At 35.5% G+C, this 21,274-nt stretch carries 14 protein-coding genes; 7 read left to right on the plus strand and 7 right to left on the minus strand.

The window, feature by feature from the left end:
* Nucleotide 1: 1 nt before the first annotated feature.
* From rsmB to Bccel_RS16350, 7 genes are all read right to left on the minus strand, one after another.
* Nucleotides 2-1,351, minus strand: a complete 1,350-nt coding sequence (gene rsmB / locus Bccel_RS16320) for a 16S rRNA (cytosine(967)-C(5))-methyltransferase RsmB (protein WP_036939176.1) — start codon at nucleotides 1,349-1,351, stop codon at nucleotides 2-4.
* Between the two features lie 80 nt (nucleotides 1,352-1,431).
* Nucleotides 1,432-2,178, minus strand: a complete 747-nt coding sequence (locus tag Bccel_RS16325; protein ID WP_036939177.1) for a DUF116 domain-containing protein — start codon at nucleotides 2,176-2,178, stop codon at nucleotides 1,432-1,434.
* Complete coding sequence (fmt, locus tag Bccel_RS16330; protein ID WP_036939178.1) at nucleotides 2,171-3,103, minus strand: methionyl-tRNA formyltransferase; 933 nt, start codon at nucleotides 3,101-3,103, stop codon at nucleotides 2,171-2,173. The genes Bccel_RS16325 and fmt overlap by 8 nt, the downstream gene beginning before the upstream one ends.
* 61 nt (nucleotides 3,104-3,164) lie before the next feature.
* Nucleotides 3,165-3,671, minus strand: a complete 507-nt coding sequence (gene def / locus Bccel_RS16335; protein ID WP_036939179.1) for a peptide deformylase — start codon at nucleotides 3,669-3,671, stop codon at nucleotides 3,165-3,167.
* Nucleotides 3,672-3,744: 73 nt separating this feature from the next.
* Nucleotides 3,745-6,201: a primosomal protein N' gene (gene priA, locus Bccel_RS16340; RefSeq protein ID WP_036939180.1), complete on the minus strand. Its 2,457-nt coding sequence runs from the start codon at nucleotides 6,199-6,201 to the stop codon at nucleotides 3,745-3,747.
* A 340-nt stretch (nucleotides 6,202-6,541) separates the two neighbouring features.
* Nucleotides 6,542-7,246, minus strand: a complete 705-nt coding sequence (locus tag Bccel_RS16345) for a single-stranded DNA-binding protein (protein ID WP_036939181.1) — start codon at nucleotides 7,244-7,246, stop codon at nucleotides 6,542-6,544.
* A gap of 358 nt (nucleotides 7,247-7,604) precedes the next feature.
* A complete protein-coding gene (locus tag Bccel_RS16350; protein ID WP_050753550.1) occupies nucleotides 7,605-8,309 on the minus strand; it encodes a Mur ligase family protein in 705 nt (234 codons plus the stop codon).
* A gap of 590 nt (nucleotides 8,310-8,899) precedes the next feature.
* Between Bccel_RS16350 and Bccel_RS16355 the strand changes: the two genes are divergently transcribed.
* Genes Bccel_RS16355 through Bccel_RS16385 form a run of 7 tightly spaced genes read left to right on the plus strand, consistent with a single transcriptional unit; the run spans nucleotide 8,900 to nucleotide 21,263 of the window.
* Nucleotides 8,900-10,204 carry a 2-hydroxyacyl-CoA dehydratase subunit D gene (locus tag Bccel_RS16355; RefSeq protein ID WP_036939182.1) on the plus strand — a complete coding sequence of 435 codons (1,305 nt, stop codon included), beginning with the start codon at nucleotides 8,900-8,902 and terminating at the stop codon, nucleotides 10,202-10,204.
* A gap of 2 nt (nucleotides 10,205-10,206) precedes the next feature.
* Complete coding sequence (locus Bccel_RS16360; RefSeq protein ID WP_036939183.1) at nucleotides 10,207-11,145, plus strand: hypothetical protein; 939 nt, start codon at nucleotides 10,207-10,209, stop codon at nucleotides 11,143-11,145.
* Between the two features lie 9 nt (nucleotides 11,146-11,154).
* On the plus strand, nucleotides 11,155-12,129 hold the full coding sequence (locus Bccel_RS16365) for a 4Fe-4S binding protein (RefSeq protein WP_050753551.1): 975 nt from the start codon (nucleotides 11,155-11,157) through the stop codon (nucleotides 12,127-12,129).
* Nucleotides 12,089-13,390 (plus strand): 2-hydroxyacyl-CoA dehydratase family protein, encoded by a 1,302-nt coding sequence (locus Bccel_RS16370; RefSeq protein ID WP_050753552.1) that lies wholly within the window; start codon nucleotides 12,089-12,091, stop codon nucleotides 13,388-13,390. Before Bccel_RS16365 ends, Bccel_RS16370 begins: the two co-directional genes overlap by 41 nt.
* Nucleotides 13,391-13,394: 4 nt before the next feature.
* Nucleotides 13,395-14,195 (plus strand): acyl-CoA dehydratase activase, encoded by an 801-nt coding sequence (locus tag Bccel_RS16375; RefSeq protein ID WP_036939184.1) that lies wholly within the window; start codon nucleotides 13,395-13,397, stop codon nucleotides 14,193-14,195.
* Nucleotides 14,195-14,917: an urease accessory protein UreH domain-containing protein gene (locus Bccel_RS16380; RefSeq protein ID WP_036939185.1), complete on the plus strand. Its 723-nt coding sequence runs from the start codon at nucleotides 14,195-14,197 to the stop codon at nucleotides 14,915-14,917. The genes Bccel_RS16375 and Bccel_RS16380 overlap by 1 nt, the downstream gene beginning before the upstream one ends.
* Nucleotides 14,918-14,960: 43 nt before the next feature.
* Nucleotides 14,961-21,263 carry a non-ribosomal peptide synthetase gene (locus Bccel_RS16385; RefSeq protein ID WP_050753553.1) on the plus strand — a complete coding sequence of 2,101 codons (6,303 nt, stop codon included), beginning with the start codon at nucleotides 14,961-14,963 and terminating at the stop codon, nucleotides 21,261-21,263.
* The last annotated feature ends 11 nt before the right edge of the window (nucleotides 21,264-21,274 follow it).

Below are 21,274 nucleotides of genomic sequence, written 5' to 3' on the forward strand. Positions count from 1 at the left end.
GCTATCCTCTTTTTCTCATCTTCGCTATAAAAAATCCATCTATTTTGTTTATGTTGGGGTATAATTCAATATATCCATTCCTTGAATATTCTTTTAAAACATCCGGCAATAATTCACCAAATTCCTCGTAACTAAAATCTTTATTCACTGCCAGGAATCTTTCTACCAAATCCCTGTTTTCTTCCTTTCCGATTGTGCAAGTACTATATACAATAAAACCACCAGGCTTAACATATTTTGATGCAGCATTTAATATCTTAAGCTGAAGGTCAGTTATCTCTTTGATATCCGACATGGTTCTGGCCCACTTTATGTCGGGTTTTTTTCTTATTATACCATATCCTGTACACGGTGCATCAACCAGCACCCTGTCAGCCTTCTCCAGTAAACTGTCATCCACCATAGTTGCATCATAAACTTCTGCTTTTATTATGCTTATACAAAGCCGCTCTGCAGCTTCATTAATCAGATCAATCTTATGTTCATGAATATCCCTGGCTATTATTTGGCCTTTATTTTTCATCAGCTGTGCCATATGTGTTGTCTTACCGCCAGGTGCACTGCAAACATCAACAACCAAATCACCTGGTTTTGGGTCAAGAATTTTTGCAGACAACATGGAACTTTCATCCTGCACCTGAAAATGACCCATTTTATATGAATCCAGTTTTAAAAATGACCCGGGATTTTTAAGTATTAGTGCTTCTTCTACAGCTTTTCCCGCCTCTGCTTGTACTCCATTTTCCGATAAATTTGCAATTAGCTCTTCCTTTGATGTCCTAAGTGTATTTACTCTTATTGTAAAGTCAGGCACCTCATTATTACTTATAAGCAAGTCTTCAGTAAAATCAAAACCAAAAGCAGATATCCATTCCTTTACCATCCAATCGGGATGGGAGTACTTAACGGACAAATATTGAGTTGGATCCTTTTGCTTGTCCGGATATGTAATGCTCTCCTTCTTCCTTGCTATATTTCTTAAGACACCGTTAACAAAACCGCTTGAAGCTGCATGTCCATACTTTTTAGCCAGCTTGACGCTTTCGTTGCATGCTGCCGACTCCGGAATCCTGTCCATATATAGTATCTGATAAACTCCAATCCTAAGTACATTAAGTATCCAGGGCGAAATTTTCTTTAGCTTTGTGCTGGAAAAACTGCTTATGACATAGTCAATGGACAGCTTCCACTTTATTGTGCCATACACCAATTCCGTTATAAATGCCCTGTCTACATCCTTAAGAGTATTGCTCTCAAGCTGCTTGTTTAAAGCAATGTTAGAATAGGCACCTTTTTCGTTTATATCGTAAATTGTTTTTAACGCGATTTCTCTCGGTAAATCTATAGCCATATTAAGTCTCTCTTTTTAAAATTTTTTACTTACTCTTGTTGTTATTAATAATTACATCAAAGCATGAATGAAAATCATGACTAAGCAATAATGCTAATTAACTTATTCCTAAGCGTTTCTACATCTACAAATGTGTCTTTGCATGGGCCATTAGGCCTCTCGTTTGTTACACCTATCACACATAAATTCTTAACATCAAATATACCACTTATAAGGTCTCTTTCACAAGCTACTGCTACTACAATTTTAGGTTTCTCTTTCACTATGATATTTCTGGCTGCAGTACCTCCTGTGACAACCATAACCTTTATTCCCATATCAACAGTCATATTTTTAATATCTCCAATGGTGCAAAGACCACAGTTTTTACAGTTTCTTATGTCAGCGGTTATTTTAATTTTACATTCAAAATTCTGAAGACAATGGGGTAAAATCAATAGCACATCTTCGGGCTTAAACTTTACACCTGCTGACTCAGTCAATATATTGTTGATATTTATATAAAATCTCCGAATAGTATCCTTATTATTCCTTAAAAATTTCAAAAAAACAGATATAAGCGGGAATAGAACATTGAGGCTCCATTTGGCAAAAACAGCCATTGAAGGGTTTATTATTTTAGTCTTGTAAGCTATAAGGATAATAGGTATAGATAAAGCCAGAAGGGTTGTTACTCCTCCGAAAGTAACTATAGTAAGAAAAATTATGAAATTATAATTGGAAATAGTAAAATTGCGGTAAATAAATGCCATGCCCGAAATTACCAGGCATAATGCAAATATAACCGCTATAGAGAAATATATAAACTTCTTCAAATATTTATCCAATTACTTCACCTTCATTAATCTTATGTCCACACAGATATTCTTCAATAGTCATTCTCCTGGCTGATTCAAGCTGTATCTCGAGTATATTTATAATGCCTTCTCCGCAGGCAACAACCAAACCGCTTTTACTGCTTCTAATTATTGTTCCTGGCTTATATCCTTCGTTTTTACCATCTAAAAACATGGTCTTCCACACTTTCAGCTTGGCACCGCAATACTGAGCATAAGCTCCTGGCCAAGGATTTGTGCCTCTTACCAGATTGTGTATTTCCCATGCACTTTTCGTCCAATCAATTGCTCCCGTCTCTTTTTTCATCATAGGTGCATATGTGGCTTCCCCTTCCGGTTGTTTTTCCCTTTTCAGATCTCCTTTTTTAAGGACTTCCAGGGTTTCCTTAAGAACCTCTGCCCCTACTATGGACAAGCAGTCATGAAGTTCTCCTGCAGTCATATCCACCGGAATTTCCATTTCACGCTTTATAAGCATATCCCCTGTATCCATACCCACATCAGTGTACATGGTTGTTATACCTGTTTTTTTCTCACCGTTGATAACTGCCCACTGAATTGGTGCGGCTCCTCTGTATTTTGGCAGAAGAGAGCCATGGACATTAATACACCCCATTGGTGGAAGCTCAAGGATATCCTGAGGTAGAATCCTCCCATAAGCTACAGTTACAAACAGATCTGGCTTTAAAGCCTCCAACTGTTTATAAAACTCACCTGTTCTTATTTTTTCAGGCTGCAGCACAACTATATCATTTTCCTGTGCATAAACCTTAACAGGAGGTGGTGTCATTTTATTCCCTCTGCCCTTCGGCTTATCAGGCTGCGTAACGGCAGCCACTACATTGTAATTATTCTCAACCAGCATTTTGATGCTTGGAACTGCAAACTCTGGAGTCCCCATGAAGACTATTCTCAATACTCTCACTCCTCATATCCTGAACAAAATCCCATGTGATTTTGTCACTCTTGATTCTTTCCTAATCTATATTATCTTTTTTCTTTGATTTTTGTCTTCTTTCACTGTTCAAGTCGCTTTTATTTATTATCTTTTCTGCTCTATCTGTAAACAATATACCATTAAGGTGGTCTATTTCATGACATAATGCTCTAGCTAAAAGCCCTTCTCCCTCAACAACTATGTCCTGGCCTTTTAAATTTTTGGCCTCTACAGTTACCTTATAAGGCCTATTGACTTCACCTACCACATCAGGTACACTTAAACACCCTTCAATTTCCGTTTCTTCACCGTCTTCTTTAACAATTTTTGGATTTATAAGCTCAAGGAGTCCTTTACCCACATCAATTACTACTATTCTCTTTAAAATTCCTACTTGTGGCGCTGCAAGTCCTACACCATCGGATTCATACATAGTTTCCGCCATATCCTTCACAAGCTCAACTATTCTTTCATCAATAGCACCGACTTCCCTTGCCTTCTTCCTTAAAACTTCATCCCCGTCTTCCCTAATAATCCTTATTGCCATAAAAGATCTCCTCCAAAAGTTTATACATAAAAGATTAATAACTTTTAATATATATTAAATTCACATTTTAAAATTATAACATATTAAACGGATTTATATCCATACTCATTTCTACAAAGTATTTTTCGAATTTTTTGTACAATTTGTCTCTAATCAAGGTAAAAGCATCGATAATATTGTCTATATCTTTACATTTAATGATAATTCTCCATCTGTACTTCTTTTTTATGAATGCAAGGGGTGCTCTCATAGGTCCGTAAACCTCAGGCTTTTCATCACAGCCCTCCATAAACTCAACAATTGTTTCTCCCACTTCTTTTGCATTAGTTGATACAATTTTATCATCCGGGCCGCTGATAATAATTACGCCTATATTGGTAAAAGGCGGATAACCTAGTTTCTCCCTGAGCAATATTTCATGTTTGTAAAACCCCATATAATCATGGTTACAAGCAGTTAATATACTAAAGTCTTCTGTATTATAGGATTGAATTATAACTCTTCCCTTAAGCTGTCCACGGCCTGCACGTCCAGCAACCTGGGTAATAAGCTGAAATGTCTTCTCAGATGCCCTGAAATCCCCAAGGTTCAACATACTGTCCGCCGCTAATACCCCTACCAGTGTAACATTTGGAAAATCATGCCCTTTAGCTATCATTTGAGTTCCTATCATTATATTTATGTTTTTTTCTTTAAAAGTGGTAAGTATTTTTTCATGAGAGTCCTTAGCAGCAGTGGTATCCATGTCCATCCTGATAACCGAACACCCGTCAAATGTCTTTCTTACTTCATCTTCAATTTTTTGTGTACCTGTTCCAAAATGCCTGATACTCCTGCTGTTACACTTAGGACACGATACAGGATTTTTAACAGTAAAACCGCAGTAGTGGCATATAAGCCTTTCATTATTGGCATGATACGTCAGGTTAATACTGCAATTGGGGCATTTCATGGTAAAGCCGCAGCTTCTGCATATTACAAAGGATGAATAACCTCGTCTGTTCAAAAAAAGTATTGTTTGCTGCTTAAGCTCAATATTCTTTTTGATTTCCTGTGCAAGTTTATTGCTAAACATAGACCGATTACCCTCATTGAGCTCGTTTCGCATGTCAACAATTTCTACCTTTGGTAGAACAGCATTGTTTGGCCTATCAAGCATTTTATAAAGCACCATTTCGCCCCTTGCTGCCCTATAGTAAGTCTCAACAGAAGGTGTAGCTGAACCATAGAGCAACAAGGCATTATTTGCACTACAACGCTCTCTGGCTATGTCCCTAGCGTGGTATTTTGGAGTTGTTTCAGATTTATATGAGCTCTCATGCTCTTCATCGATTATTATTATTCCCAACCTTTCCAAGGGAGCAAAAACAGCTGATCTGGCACCTACAACGACCCTCTTCTTACCGTCCCTTATAAGCCTCCATTGATCATATCTCTCTCCCGCCGAGAGCCTGCTGTGCAGGACTGCCACCTCATCCCCAAACCTGCTTTTAAACCGTTCAACCATCTGAGGTGTAAGGGAAATTTCAGGTACTAATACAATCGCACTCATACCTCTATCAAAGCATGCCTTAATTAGCTGTAAGTAAACCTCAGTCTTTCCGCTTCCTGTTACCCCATGAAGCAATGCTTCGTAAAATCCTCCGGTTTCAATTTTTACCAATGCATCCTTTAGTACTTCTGCCTGCTCCTCCGTAGGTAAGAAAGCTTCTGATCTTTCATAGGTTCTACCGGTATAAGGGTCTCTTTTAACTTCAACCTCCTTATAATATATATACCCATGTTTTTGCAATGTATTTACAGAACTTGAGGAAGCACCTGAAAATTTCGTGATATCTGCAACTGAAAGGTACTCAGCTTCCTTTAATATTTCCAATACTCTTATCTGCTGAATACTTCTTATTTTATTTCCATTTATGGCTTCATCAATAACATCAATAGGAAGTGCCAAAGAGGCCACTCTCACCTTCTTTTCCTTTGCCTTATTGATAAATTCCTCTTTTATCAAAATTATTTGTTCTTTTTCCATCTGCCTGATGTATCTACTAAAAGTTGCCTTATCGATATAAGCAGCCAGTTCTTCCAACCCACACTCTCCGCCATTTTCAATAAGAACATCTATTATTTCACATATGGTTTGGTTATGGTGATCTGTATTCTTTATAAGAATTACAGATTTTATGCTTTTTACACCTACTCCAGGAGGAAGCATACATTTTAATGCATCATAATAAGTGCATATATACCTTTTCCTCATCCACCTGCATAATGCTATTGACCACTGATCCAGCCATTTTATGTCATCTAAGACCTTTTTAATATATTTAAGACGATATGATGTATTAAGCTCTTTAACATCTTCTGTACCCATAATAAAGCCTTCAGCATTCCTATTGGAATTTCCAAAGGGAACAATTACTCTGCTTCCGGGATGGACCTCCTCAATCAGGTCCTCAGGCACAAGGTATGTATATTCCTTATCATATTCTCTTGATGAATCACTTAAAACCACTAAAGCAATACGGTTCATCAAATTCCTCTCTTCATAAGGCATGATTGAAATATTACTTACCGTTTTGAGCGTGTGTTCACGAGTTAAGTTAACACGAAAGCGAAATTATACGGGAAGTTATATTTGGAGCATGCCTAAGTATATAAAAATGAATGATTTAATATATATTAATCGGAAGAAATATTTTAATCATTTCTTATATAATATCATAATTCTCACGACATAAACAAAATCCCTTGGGATTTTTCCGCATATTAAAAAAATTACCTGCCCAATCAGGTAATTTTTTTATATATTTATGTCCTACCGTAGACCACAATATCAATTATAAATTTTTCAGATATGTACTATATATTTATCAATCTTCGTAATTATTGCCGTCTCCGCTGTCTACATTGTCATTTGCGTCAATGTTATCTTCCTGATCATCATCTTTGTCCTTGCAAATTTCCATTTTTGAAACGGAAATCTCATAAGCTACCTTTGTCACCGCATCTCCTGACTCCTGCTTCTTTTGGTAACTTCTGCTTTGAATTCTTCCCCAAACCTTGATGTTATCGCCAATTGTAAGGCTCTCAGAAAATCTCGCATTTCTTCCCCATGTTATACAGGGGATATAATCGGATTTATTGTAGTGCCTGTTTACAGCGAGCAATATATCAGTTATTTCACGGCCAAATGGTGTCATTCTGTAAATAGGTTTCTTACATATATACCCGTTCAAAAAAATCTGATTTGGATTCTTTATTCTCTTTTCATCTTCGAGAAATACAATCTCCCTGGCGAAAACAGTTAAAACCAATCTGTTTCCTTCGTTATTATAACTGTTATAGGATCGGAACTGTCCTTCGATTTCCACTACTTTGCCAATCTCCAATTTTTGCTTGGAAGTTAGTCGTTCAGAAACAGTTACAGGAATTCTGTCATAGCTATCACTAAGCCGGGGAACGTCCAGCATAAAATAATAAAAACCCTCACCATACACTTCATGACTGAACTCCAAATTCGTAACAATCGTACCGGATATGGTCACCATGTTGTTCTCAATGATGTTTCCGACCATCCGCCGCCCACTCTCCTCTCTAATCCACCGTACATCTTTATATTTTATCTAGTGTATATCTATTCGCCAGGATCAAAATTTAGAAGTATATTATTTTGCTTTGATCTATTTGTTCCGCCAAATGTAAGATTATTAACACATTAATCTATATAAAAAGCACTATGAATAACTTACACTATATCAATAGTTATTAATTATTAAAATGTAACTTAATGCTAATTATATATTATATTATATATTTTAAGTCTTGAACATACCCGAATTTTATCCAAATATTAAAACTCCAAATCAAAAGCAATAAACGAATGATTTATTAACACTTTTAATATAGTCATATTTGTACAGTATTATTAATTCTTTAATCAATAGAGCTGTGATGCTTGATTGCAGCATGATATGGCATATTATCCTTTGAGTAGGATGTTAATATGGCTCCTGAATAAATGGCAAAGGCAGCTGCCGCCATAACATAATAAGGGTTAATGGAACCTGAACTAACTTTAATTTCAAATTCTTGCGGCTCTATTATGCTTCCATACTTTGTTAGTAAAGTTCTCTGCAAGCAGCAGATAAAATTTTCCCTGTATATACCTTCTCCTATACTTGAGGCTGTTACACTTGCTTTGGAATTAAACCCATAGGTAAGAACGGAATAACGTTTCCCCTGCAAAAGGGAAATTCTTTCATAGTCATCCGCATTTAAGATAACAGTCCCCTTGTCATCTGTTAATAAAAAGAGTTTTTCTATCAGCTCTTTTTTATTAACATTACCAGTATCATCCTCAACTATTTCATCGGCTTGATTGAGAAAAATTATTACATCAAAATTAAATCCTAAAAAAACATCGTGCATTAAATCATCCAATTTAACACCGATCATAAGAATATCAACACCGTTTTTTTTTAATTCCTTTGTATATTCAGGAACTTTTCGATAATCTAACCCGGTTAAGCTTCCTGAAGTAATTATACTGATTTTTTTGTCTGAATCATTAAATATTTTACTTATGAGGTTTAATGTGGTACAATCATTTCCGCTTTCAATTATTCCTGCAATTATCACCTGTACAACCCCATTTCATATATAGAATGAGTATATAAGAGCAATTGCTCCATGTACATTTTATAATGTGCTTTTAAATGAAAATTATGCGGCTTCTATTTATTAGCAAATTTATATTTGTAAAAATCAGCTTATCCATATATCACTAATTCATCCTAATATGTGTATTTTTTTTGTCCAACCTTTGCATTCCCTTGGCTTGATAACCATCTGGATATATTTTACTATATCAATTATAAATTTTTACTTGTATCTATGTTAATCTCATTCACTTTCTTTACCTCCAATAGGTATTTTTTTGATTTTTATTTGTATATAATGTTATTATTTGATTAAATTTGGCAATTCTTACATTTTCACTTTATTTGTGAATAAATTAATATATAATGATATTGGTAATTTAAACCTTGTATTCAATTAATAAATATAATATTTTTTATATTTTTCTTTCCAATTTATATTAATTGCATGTATATATATTTTTTCTTCGCACACTTACTATATGATCTATATTCGCTGTAATTGCTTCCAAATCGATAATCCCATATACAATGGGTAAAATAAATATTCTTATTTGAGGAGGTTTATATATGATTCATAATGGTGTTGAAGATACAAGACACTTTAAGATTCATCAATCAGATGTTATCTCAACCATTGAAAAGTTAAAGGCCAGTCAGGGAAAACATTATGATGCATCCTACTTTTTCAATCTAGCCATTGAGTTTTGCCTGGAAAAACAGCAGATTGAAAAAAGGCCCATTATTTCCATCATGGGTTTGACATTCCCTGAAGAAATTATTTATGCCTTTGGGGCACAGCCTTTGTGGATTTTAGGAGGGAGCTTCGGTTCTGCGTTATATGCGGACAGATTCGTTCCCCGAGATACTGACTCAGTTACAAAAGCTTCTCTTGGGTGTATCAGAGGCGGAATGACGCCATATAACGATGATCCTGACTTACTGATAGTACCAATTACAACTGACAGCATGAGAAAGGTTGCACATATGCTATCAAAGGAAGTAGAGGTATTTCCTGTTGATGTGCCGCCTATAAAGTCCGATAGGTACTCAAAAAAGAAATGGATGTATCAGATTAATTCATTGATACAAGTTCTTGAAAAAAAGACAAAAATGCGATTATCTTACAAAAGGCTTTATGATGCATCTATGATGGTAAATGCTGCGAAAACAGAAATGCAAAGACTATTGTATTACAGCACATCATCAAGCGGATTTATTCCGGTATCGCTGGTTATGTTTATCATAAATACCTATTACTTTGCCCCTAACATTCTTGAGTGGACACAAAAATTAATGATACTGAATGATAAGTTCAAGTCATGGAAAACTCGCAATATTGATGGTTCTGCCTTTTTTGCCCATAGTGTTAAACCCAGTATAATAATTGCAGGATCCCCTATATATTTCCCCAACTTTAAAATTCCATTACTTTTTGATGAGTATAATGTTCATGTTGCAGCATACGTCAATGAGATGACAAGAAGGGCTTACAGTAAAACAGAAATATTTGGCATGAAAGTCGGTTTGGACAAATTGCTTGAAATAGTTGCCCACACCCACTATATGGAAGATAGCTCTCCATCTTTTCCACATAACACCAGCCGAATGAAGTTTATTACCGATGCAGCAAAAAACAATGTTATTGACGGTGCTATATACCATGTTTTGAAAGGACAGATAGACTACGATTTTGACCTTATTTATCTTGAGGAGTATTTTTCAGCTAATAAAATTCCTGCATTCCGCCTGGAAACAGATTACAACTATCAGGATATTGAACTGCTACGCATAAGGACAGAAGCATTTATCGAAATGATAAGTGCTAAATATGAAAATTCGATAAATTCAGATTCTGAAAAGATGAGGGCTTAATCATGAAAAACAAGAAAAATAAAGTTATCAGATTTAAAAAGAGAAGTCACTTTAGATACCTAATATCTAAAAGGCTTATTATTACAATCATATCCAGTATTCTTATTTTGCTGGCAGTATATTTTTGCATGAGTTTTCCTTTTTATCTGCCGGAATACGGCATTGAAAGAACCAGCATTACAGTTGAAAAAAACAATCATCCATTAGCTCCCTATGATTTATTGTGGTTTGATAATAAGGATGAAGTTATAAAACTAAATGCCAATATGCTCACTGACATAAGCCAGTTAAAATTTTATTCATTAGGATATGAGGGGAAGGTATTTCCGCTTACGCATCAAGGTTCACCAATAGCCATGAATAAAGGAATGACAGGCACATATGCAGCTATATTGCCAACCTTTAAAGCAGATATCGATAATAACGGAAAAAAAGATAAAATAAGCCTCTCTGCCAAATTTGACTCAATATTCACTCAAAGTTCCGAGTTTATGTTCATGAAGCTATTCGGCGTTGTAAGAACAAATTTTACAATGAAGGAAATACCCTTAGAAATTTTCTATATAGAGGGAAGCAAAGTTATGATCTTTTATGACCAGAAACCTCTTGCCAATTCAAAGATACAGCTCATTTCAAATAGAGGTCTGAATAAAACCGTCAAGACTGATGCTGCAGGCATGCTTCCCAGCATGAACAAGAAAGATCTACGCAAGGGAATCCAGGTTGTATATGTCTCCGAAGATGGCACTTATAATATATCAAGCTACACCCTTGAAGGCGAAAAATTTTTTACAGGATATTATTATAAAGCTATGCTGCCCTTTTTGAAAGTGATGTTTTATTCTGCCATTTTAATTCTGGTTATTCTGATTGTTAGAAAAATGTACGCTTATATAAATAATAAAATGAGAGACTACAAAAATAGTCCGGAAAGTATTTAGGAGGGCAAAATGAAAATCAAATTTTATTATATAAGATGGTTTATATTAGCCGTTAGCTTTGTACTTTTGACCTTTGGAGTTCAAATTTTCGGATTCAGAACAGACAAGGTATATATTCCAACATTAGCATGCCCATTTACCTTTGAAGGTATTATGCACTCATCATGCTACTATTTGATACACCCCCAGCAGTTTTTTGCTATTCCCGCTGTCCTTGTAAGCGTAATCGTTTCATTTATAATATTTTCCATTATATTCGGCAGGATGCTTTGCGGGTTTGCCTGCCCCTTCGGCTTATTACAGGACATACTTTATAAAATAAGACAGCTTTTTAGGATAAAACCAATACGTTTTTCAGAGAAGCATTATAAATGGATATCATTTGTGAAATGGGTATTACTAGCTATATTTTTAGGAGGTTTTTATTTCGGAATCAATTTTTGTTACTTTTGCCCCGCTATGGTTACCACGCCGGCGTTTGCAGGTTCGGTAATTCCCATATACCTTTCCGGTTTTATAGCAATTTTTTTTGTGGCAGGTTCATTTTACAAACAAAGACTCTTCTGCACAATGTGTCCATTCGGTCTATTAATAGGGCTGTTCTCAAAAATATCCTTTTTCCGTTTAAAAAAAGACTGTACAGCATGTACAGAATGCGGTGCATGTTATGAAGCATGTCCTATGGGAATCAAAGAAATATATACTGAAAGAGAAAAGACTGACATTACAACCCATAATTGCCTCTTCTGCGGTGAGTGCGTAAGGTTGTGCCCGGAAAATAACGGTCTGGCCCTGTCATTCTTCAGGAAAAAGTTCTATATTGCAACAAGAAAGGACTTTTTCAAAGAGCAGGGTTTAAAGAACGAGGAAAAGGTTAAGAAGGTTGATTTATTAACCAAAAATATAGATTCGCTATTGAAGGTGGAAGGAAAGGAGAAGTCACATGCAGGAAACAACAGCGGCAAAAAATCAAGAGGAGCTTAAAAATCAAAGGAGAAATGAAAGAATTGTCAGAAATATGCAGCATGTTTCTAACAAATATCTTCGCCGCATTTACGAAATTCCGATAGTTCCTCAATCATTAGAATACTTTTCAAACATATTAAAAAGAATATTTGTGGAAAACAAAAGTGTAGAACGGGACAACGGGGTTAAACTTATAGGTACCTATTGCGTCATGGTACCTCAGGAACTGATTTATGCAGCAGGCTGTATTCCTGTCAAACTATGCAGTGGAAGCTATACCGCTTATAACATTGGTGACGAGTTTACACCGAGGGATGCATGCCCTCTTGTAAAATCAAGCATAGGTTTTGCATCTATGAATCTGGTACCGATTTATGATGAATGTTCCATGGTAATAGTACCAACTTCATGTGACTGTAAAAAGAAAATGGTATCTATCCTGGCGAAATACAATGACAATGTTATCCCTCTACATGTTCCAACAATAAAGCTGGACGACGAATTAAAAAACAGTTATATAGAAGATATATATGCACTTAAAAAAGCCATTGAGTCCATATCACCAAAGAAAATAAGCTACTCTAGATTAAAAGCCGCCACAGAAGCAATTGCTGTGGCACAGCGTGAAATATACAGGTTGTATTCATTAAAAATGCACTCCCCTTCCGTAATCAAAGGAACCCACGCAATGATAGCCATGAACTCCTACTCATATGACCGGATTGACAGGTGGGCAAAAGCATTAAGGATTCTTAACGATGAGCTTGAACTACGAATTGAAAGCAAAAGATATGTTGCAAAACCCAATGCCCCAAGAATAATGGTAACAGGCTCCCCAGTAGTCTTTCCCAACATAAAAATACCATTGTTGATTGAAGAAATGGGAGGCATATTTGTTGCTGACGAGACCTGTATGGGTGAAAGAGGCCTATATGACCCGGTAGCCGTTACTGAAAACTCTCTTGACGGACTCATTAGGGCATTGGCAATCAAAGCAATCCTGCCTTGCTCCTGTCCTTCTTTTGTCAACAATGACCAGCGAATTTTTAAACTTAAACAAATGATAGAGGATTTTAAAGTACAAGGCGTTATATATCATGTTCTAAGAGGCTGCCTTGTATATGACTATGAATATTTTGCAGTTGAGGACGCTTTAAGAAGTATGGATATCCCAATCATTAGAGTGGAAACAGATTATAACGAGGAAGATGTAGAACAGCTTCGTATTAGAATTGAAGCCTTTGTGGAGCTTATCAAATTTAAAAATATGGAGGATTAAATTTATGAATTATTACGCAGGTATTGATGCAGGTTCAACTTATTTAAAATCTGCACTTATTGATGATAAGGGTATAGTATCAACTAAAGTAATTGCTACCGGTATTGATAATTCAGGCAATGCGGAAAAATTAATTTATCAGATCGCAGAAGAATCGGGAATAAAAAGGGATGATATAAAATATATAATGTCTACAGGCTACAGCCGAAAGGCCATAGATATAGCAGATGATGATATATCTGAAATCACTGCCCATGCATACGGTATCCGCTTGACCGCCCCCTCAAATGTAAAGCCAGGTCTCATAATTGATATAGGAGGTCAGGATAGTAAACTCATATACCTTGATGAATTTCACAGAGTAAAGAACTTTACAATGAATGATAAATGTGCCGCAGGAACCGGCAAATTCATGGAGGTTATTGCACAGATTCTTGAAACAACCATAGATCAAATAGGCCCCATATCCCTCGAAAGCAATGCTCCATGCGACATAAACAGCATGTGTGTTGTTTTTGCACAGTCTGAGGTTATATCACTTATAGCCAGAAAGTTTTCCAGGAAGGATATACTTGCAGGCATGCATATCTCTATGGCAAAAAGAATGGTTAAAATGACAAGAAAGTCGGAAATCAACGGAGATATTGTCATGACTGGTGGAGGAGCATTGAACGTTGGTCTGCAAAAAGCTTTTGAAGACGAATTAATGACAGACATCTATGTTGCAAACCATCCTCAGTATAACGGTTCACTTGGAGCTGCACTTATTGCAAGAGAACGTATGACAAAGGAAAAGGCAGTGTAATGGATAATATATTATCAAACTACGCAAGCCCATTTTTAACTGCAATTGCAGTAGGATTTAGCTGCGGGGCAGGCTGCAGCCCTGTGGTCGCTCTATTCCTTACAACATATATAATGGGTAATTCAAAAAATGTGAAAAAAGGCCTGCTGTCATTTTTATATTTTTTCTTTGGGAAGACATCAGTAATCATAATACTGGCATTATTATCCGCACTATTTGGGGGTGCCGTTTTAGGTGATAGTGGTAAATTGGCAGGCATTAGCACCACGCTTGTATTAGACATATTTTTGATACTTACAGGCCTTATTCTCGCTGTAAAAACTCTAATACCAAAGAAGAAAAGCGGATGCTCTGACTCATGCGGAAAAAATTCACTTTCATCGGGATGTAATTCTTGCAAAAGCCATCTGAATCCGCCGAAATCTAAAAATGGATTTGCAGTTTTTGCTATTGGTGCAGCTTATGGAATAACACCATGCCCACCTCTTTTAATGGTATTGGCTTTGGCTTCTTTAGCCGGTGCATTCAGCAGTATAGCTATAGCTTCACTTTTTAGTATCGCAAGTTCTGTATCACCATTAATTGTTTTGGCTGCTCTAGCAGGTTTTTTCTCTAAAAAAATGCATAATGAGATTCCCGAACTTATAAAGGTTTTTCAATTATTATCATTCGTAGTATTTATCATTGCAGGTATAATTTCGTTGTATTTACATCTATCCTGAATTTCTTGAAAACTTAATTTTATACAAGGAAGAGGTGAGAAAGATGAAATATTATTTTGAAACCATGATTGATGTAATCACCAGGAACGCAGCAGATGAAAAGTGCGTAACGTTTATCGGCAAGAATTACGAAAAGACTATTTGTTATAATGATATCTACAAAAGAGCACTCAGGGTTTTGTATAATTTACAGCAAAATGGCTTTACCCCTGGTAACCGGGTAATTATTCAAATTGACAACAACGAAGATTTTATTTATTCAATATGGGCCTGTATTCTTGGTGGAATGACCATTGTTCCTTTATCAACTGATGTTACGCCCGAGAATGTCAGATTGTTAACCAGCATAATTGATATACTTGAAGAACCTCGATTAATAATTTCAAAACAAATATTTAAAGATCTTAGAACTTCTCTGAATAAAAGCTTTTTACCCATGTTAAAAAAAATGGAGCATAAGCATGCTTTTTGGGAAGATATTATGGACTCCCCTGTTCTGTCTGACAAAATATACAATGCCGATAAAAATGAAATAGCAGCTATAATGTTTTCTTCCGGTTCCACGGGTGCACCAAAAGGAGTTCCGCAAACCCATGATAATATAATTAATGCCATTTATGGTGCTGTGGCTTTACATGGTATTACCAATAAAGACACTTTTCTTGGATGGCTGCCATTAACTCATATAATCGGGATTCACCTGTTTCATTTCGTTCCATTATCAGTGGGTTCAAACCAAATAATAATGGACAAGAGTTATTTTGTTCAAAATCCTGTGAAGTGGTTAGAAACAGCACATAAATACAAAGCAACTTTTCTGGTATCCCCCAATTTTGGCTTTAAACATTTTTTACAATTTTTTAAAAAAGGACAAGCAAAAGATTGGGATCTTTCACATATAAGATTGATATTAAATGGAGCTGAACCTGTTTCTGAGACAATTGCAAATGAGTTTACACATACTTTGTCTGAGTTTGGTTTGAATAAAAATGCAATGTGTCCCTCATACGGTATGACAGAAGCAACTATAACAATAAGTTCATTTATTGCATCCAACGGTATATCATCAATTAAAATCGACAGAGAAAGTCTGGCTGTAGGCAGCGAGATAGTTGAAACAGATGAACAACCAGCACCTTCTTTTGTTAGCCTGGGCTGCACTGTAAATAATCTAGAGGTAAAAATATGCGATGATAACAGTCAAACGTTAAAAGAAAATTTTGTAGGACATATTTGCATAAGAGGTACAGGTGTTGCCAATGGCTATTATAACAACGAAATTGCAACTAAAAATGCATTTACAACCGATGGTTGGTTTAGAACCGGGGATATTGGGTTTATAAAAGGAAAAGAACTGTATATAACCGGAAGATCCAAGGATATGGTCATTATTAATGGCCAAAATTATTATTTAAACGATATTGATAGAATTATTCAGAATGTAAAGGGCATTGCGAATGCCGCTGCTTGTCCAATAAGAATGTATGATACCCTAAAGGAAGAAATACTTTTGGCAGTAAAATTTAAAGGTGATTTGAAAAGTTTTTTAAGTTTGATCCCTGAACTTCAAGGCAGTTTAAATACTCAACTGGGCCTTACATGCAAATACATAGTGCCTGTAGATGAGATACCCTGTACATCGAGCGGAAAAGTACAGAGATTTAAAATAGTACAAATATATGAAAAAGGAGAATTTGATGCTGTAATAAGCAAAATAAAAAGCTGTAAAGCTAAAGACACCGATAATGAAGAAACACGCCTGTCGGAAATTGAAAGCAAACTGATTAACATATGGTCCCTGGTATTAAATATAAAAAGCATTAAAAGAGATGACAATTTCTTTAGACTTGGGGGAAACTCCATAGGTATAATGCAGATGATGCAGCTTATAGAAAATGAGTTAAACTGCCAGGTAAGCTATAACCAATTTATTATAAACAATACAATAGCCGCTTTGGCTGATTATATCAACAAAAATAAAAACGAATCAGATTTATACACAATTGAAAGAAAAAACCAAGAGCTGGAAAATCTATATGAGCCCTTTCCCCTTACAAACATTCAAATGGCATATGTCCTTGGAAGAAATGAAAGCGTTGAATTAGGAGGCGTTGGGACACACCACTACGAGGAAATTCGGACAAATCTTAACGTTGAGAGGTTTAACAATGCCATACAAAAACTAATAAAAAGGCATCCTTCACTACGCACTATTATATTTGAAAACGGCACTCAAAAAATTATGAAGGATATACCGGATTATAAGATTCAAGTAGATGATTTGAGTCAATTATCTTCATGGGAAATTGAAGAACGAATCATAGCGGAAAGACAAAGAATGTCCCATTATGTGTTTAAACCCGGCATGTGGCCCTTCTTTGAATTTAAAGCATTTAAACTAACCGATAAAGACTATTATCTTTTTATAAGTATTGACCTTCTGATATTTGATGCTGCAAGTTTATTCTATTTCAGCAGAGAATTGGTCAAATATTATAATAACCCGGACCTTATTCTACCGGATTTGAATTTTACATTCAGGGATTACGTAATACACCTTAATGAAATAACTAAGTCCGATCTCTACAAAAAATCCCGCAACTACTGGTTAAATAAACTTGAGACATTTCCCCAAGCCCCAAATATACCTTTAATAGCCAATCCTTCAAATGTTACCAAGCCGCACTTTAAAAGAAAACGAAAAATATTTGGTATCAATGAATGGTTAAAGCTTAAAACACTTGCTCAAGAGAAGAATGTGACACCCTCTTCAATCTTGTGTACAGCTTATGCACAAGTGCTATCCTTCTGGAGTAATCAAAAGGATGTGGCACTAAACCTCACAGTATTTAGCAGGTACCCGTTCCATGAAGATGTGGGTTCTATCCTTGGAGATTTTACATCTTTAATTATATTGGGATTGGAAATAAGTCCTGAGTTAACATTCTGGGACAAGGTGGAGTATGTCCAGAAAAGCACCATGGAAGCCCTTGAAAACAGGCATTACGATGGTGTAGAATTTACCAGGGAATATGCGAGATTTAATAATATCAAGTCAAGGGCTGCACTTCCATATGTTTTTTCCAGTATTTTGTTTGATGGGGGAAGTGAAGGTTTATGTGAGCTTGGCTCTTCCAAAATGCAACTAAGTCAAACATCACAGGTTTACCTGGATAATCAGCTTATGGACTCGGAAGGTCAGCTTTATATTACATGGGATTATGTTGAGCAGCTGTTTGATCCGGAGCTTATTGATACCATGTTTAATCAATACATAAATCTGATCTCTGAAATAATCCTCTATAATGATTATGATGCTGCCAAGCTCAGTGACAAATATGAAATGACATATCAATTATATAACTTATCGGTAAAGGAGTTTGAAAGCGATACACTTCATGGTTTATTCATGCAGCAAGCCAGGAAAAACGAGTCAAATACAGCCATCATTGAAGGTGATGAATCCATTACATATGACCAACTTAATAGAAAGTCAAATCAAATGGCTTTATATCTGCTTATGCAAGGTATAGGCAAAAAGAATTTTGTAGGAGTGATTGCAGAACGAAAAATCAATACAATCATCAACATTTTGGGTATCATAAAATCCGGTGCTGCATATGTACCAATTGATCCAAGTTATCCTGAAGAAAGAAAGGAATATATAATATCAAACAGCAATTGTACATTGATACTTCATCCTGATTCATATGAGCAAAATAATGTGAGGGAATATAATGAAAATGACATATGCATATATTATCCTGATGAGATTGCCTATGTTATCTACACATCCGGAAGTACAGGAAAACCCAAGGGGGTTATAATAACTCATAATGGAGCGGTAAATACCATACTTGATATAAATAACAAATTCAATGTATGCGAAAGTGACCGGATCATAGGTATATCTTCAATGTGTTTTGACCTGTCGGTTTATGATATATTCGGGGCCCTTAGCACGGGTGCAGCTCTCATCATGGTACCCGATCAAAGAGATGTATTTAATCTAATAAATGTTGTACATGAGAAAAAAATAACTATTTGGAATACCGTTCCCGCAATAATGGACATGATGCTGGAATATGCAAATAATCAAACGCAAAGCGAAAGTTTAAGACTTGTTATGCTAAGCGGTGATTGGATCCCCCTCACCCTGCCGGAAAAGATATCAAATAATTTTCCAAATGCCCAAATAATAAGCCTTGGCGGTGCGACTGAAGCTTCAATATGGTCAATATATTTTCCCGTAAAAGGAATAAAATCTTCATGGAAAAGCATTCCTTACGGTTACCCACTTACTAAGCAACAGCTTTACATATTGAACTTCAACAGACAATTATGTCCTGTTGGAGTGCCCGGTGAAATATATATTGGGGGCAAGGGTGTTGCTTTAGGTTATCTAAATGATGAAATCAGAACAAAAGAATCTTTCATACAGCATCCTCAGTTTGGCTATTTATACAAAACCGGAGATTTCGGGGTACTTCATGATGGATATATTGAATTTTTAGGCCGCAAAGACAATCAGGTAAAAATTCAAGGGTACAGGATAGAAATTGACGAAATACAAAACAGACTTATAAAACATCCCAGTGTCAAAAATTCAATTGTTACTGTGTTTACCGATAAGAAAAACGAAAAGCACTTATGTGCGTATGTTGTATCAGATAGAGAAATTCAAAATCATGAATTTCGGAGCTTTTTATCAAAGGATCTTCCGCTTTACATGATACCTACATATTTTATTAAAGTGGACAAGATACCACTGACTCCAAATGGTAAATTAGACGGTAAATCTTTACCTCCTCTTGATAAAGCACAGGTTAAAGCAACTGAGTTTGTGATGCCGAGGAATGATATTGAGAAGAGGATTTATGAATGCTGGAAGAATACTTTAGGTACAGATAAAATCAGTATTAATGATAGGTTCTTTGAGATCGGAGGAGATTCGGTAAAAGCCATTCAGCTTGTCAACCTTCTTTCTAAAACCTTTAACATAAAAGTAAATCAAGTCTTTGAAAGTCAAACCATAGCAGAACTGGCAAAGCACGTTACATTTAAGGATGATAACATAAAAGAAAAAATATCAAACTTAAAGTCAAAACAAGTCCAGATAAACAAACTAAAAATAACAGAAATATGCAGCAGCAAATATAAAAAATACCTATCAAATATCAATAAGTTTCTAAATATTGACCTTTCTTGTGATTGGGGTTATCAAAATGTTTTATTAACAGGTGCCACAGGCTATCTTGGTACATACATATTGAAAGAATTATTGCAAAATACCAAATACAATATTTATGTAACCGTCAGAGGCTGCACAGTGGAAAGTGCCATAGAGCGGTTTATAAAATCTGTGGACGGTTATTTAGGCGAAGGATTTTTTGCAAATTATAAAAGCAGGATATTTATTATACTTGCAGACCTCACAAAGCCGTATCTTAATATGTCTGAAGAAACCTACAATTATTATGCTGGCATAATCAATTGCATAATTAACTGTGCTGCAAATGTCAAACACTTTGGTTTATATGAGGATTTTGAAGAAGTTAATGTACACGGTGTAGAAAGACTGATCGAATTTGCAAACAAGGGATTAAAAAAGGATATCCATTATATCTCAACCAACGGACTTTCTATGTATAATACTCAAGACCCTTCCAATGCCCTATATACAGAGGATGATATTGATATTGGCCAGGAGTATGATAATTTCTATCTCCAAACCAAGTTCGAAGCGGAAAAAATATTGGTTAGAGCCAGGGAAAGCGGCTTAAATGCCAACATTTACAGAATTGGAGTTCTTGTCTTTGATTCAAATAACGGTAAATTCCAAAGAAACATTACAGAAAATGCATTTTATAACAACCTCAAGTCTTACATAGAGCTTGGCATGGTACCTGATACTACATTTGAGAAACTGGAATTTTCTTATGTTGATTATGTAAGTAAAGCAATAATACTGTTGTTTGACAAAGTAAACCTTAAAAATCAAGTATTTCATGTTTTCAATAATGAAAAGATCACTCTTACTGAATTTGCAGAGTGTCTTAATCATTCTTTAACTGATTTAAAAATTAAGCCGTTTAATGACTTTATAGATACTTTGGCAAGCATGCAGGAAAATGATGAAAAAAGACCATACTTTGAGGACCTTTTATTTACTTACAGCATTTTTGAAGGCATATCATATGTTCCTGAAATCAGAAACGATAAAACAAATGCTGTACTTTCAAGGCTTGGCTTTAGTTGGAAAAAACCCGATGAAAAGCTTCTAAATAAGATGATTGAACATTGTAAGAAAGTTAATTTTATTTATGCTAAAGAGATTATTTCGTGATTTTGTTCAGT

The sequence above is a fragment of the Pseudobacteroides cellulosolvens ATCC 35603 = DSM 2933 genome (assembly GCF_001262605.1).
Lineage (GTDB): Bacteria > Bacillota > Clostridia > Acetivibrionales > DSM-2933 > Pseudobacteroides > Pseudobacteroides cellulosolvens.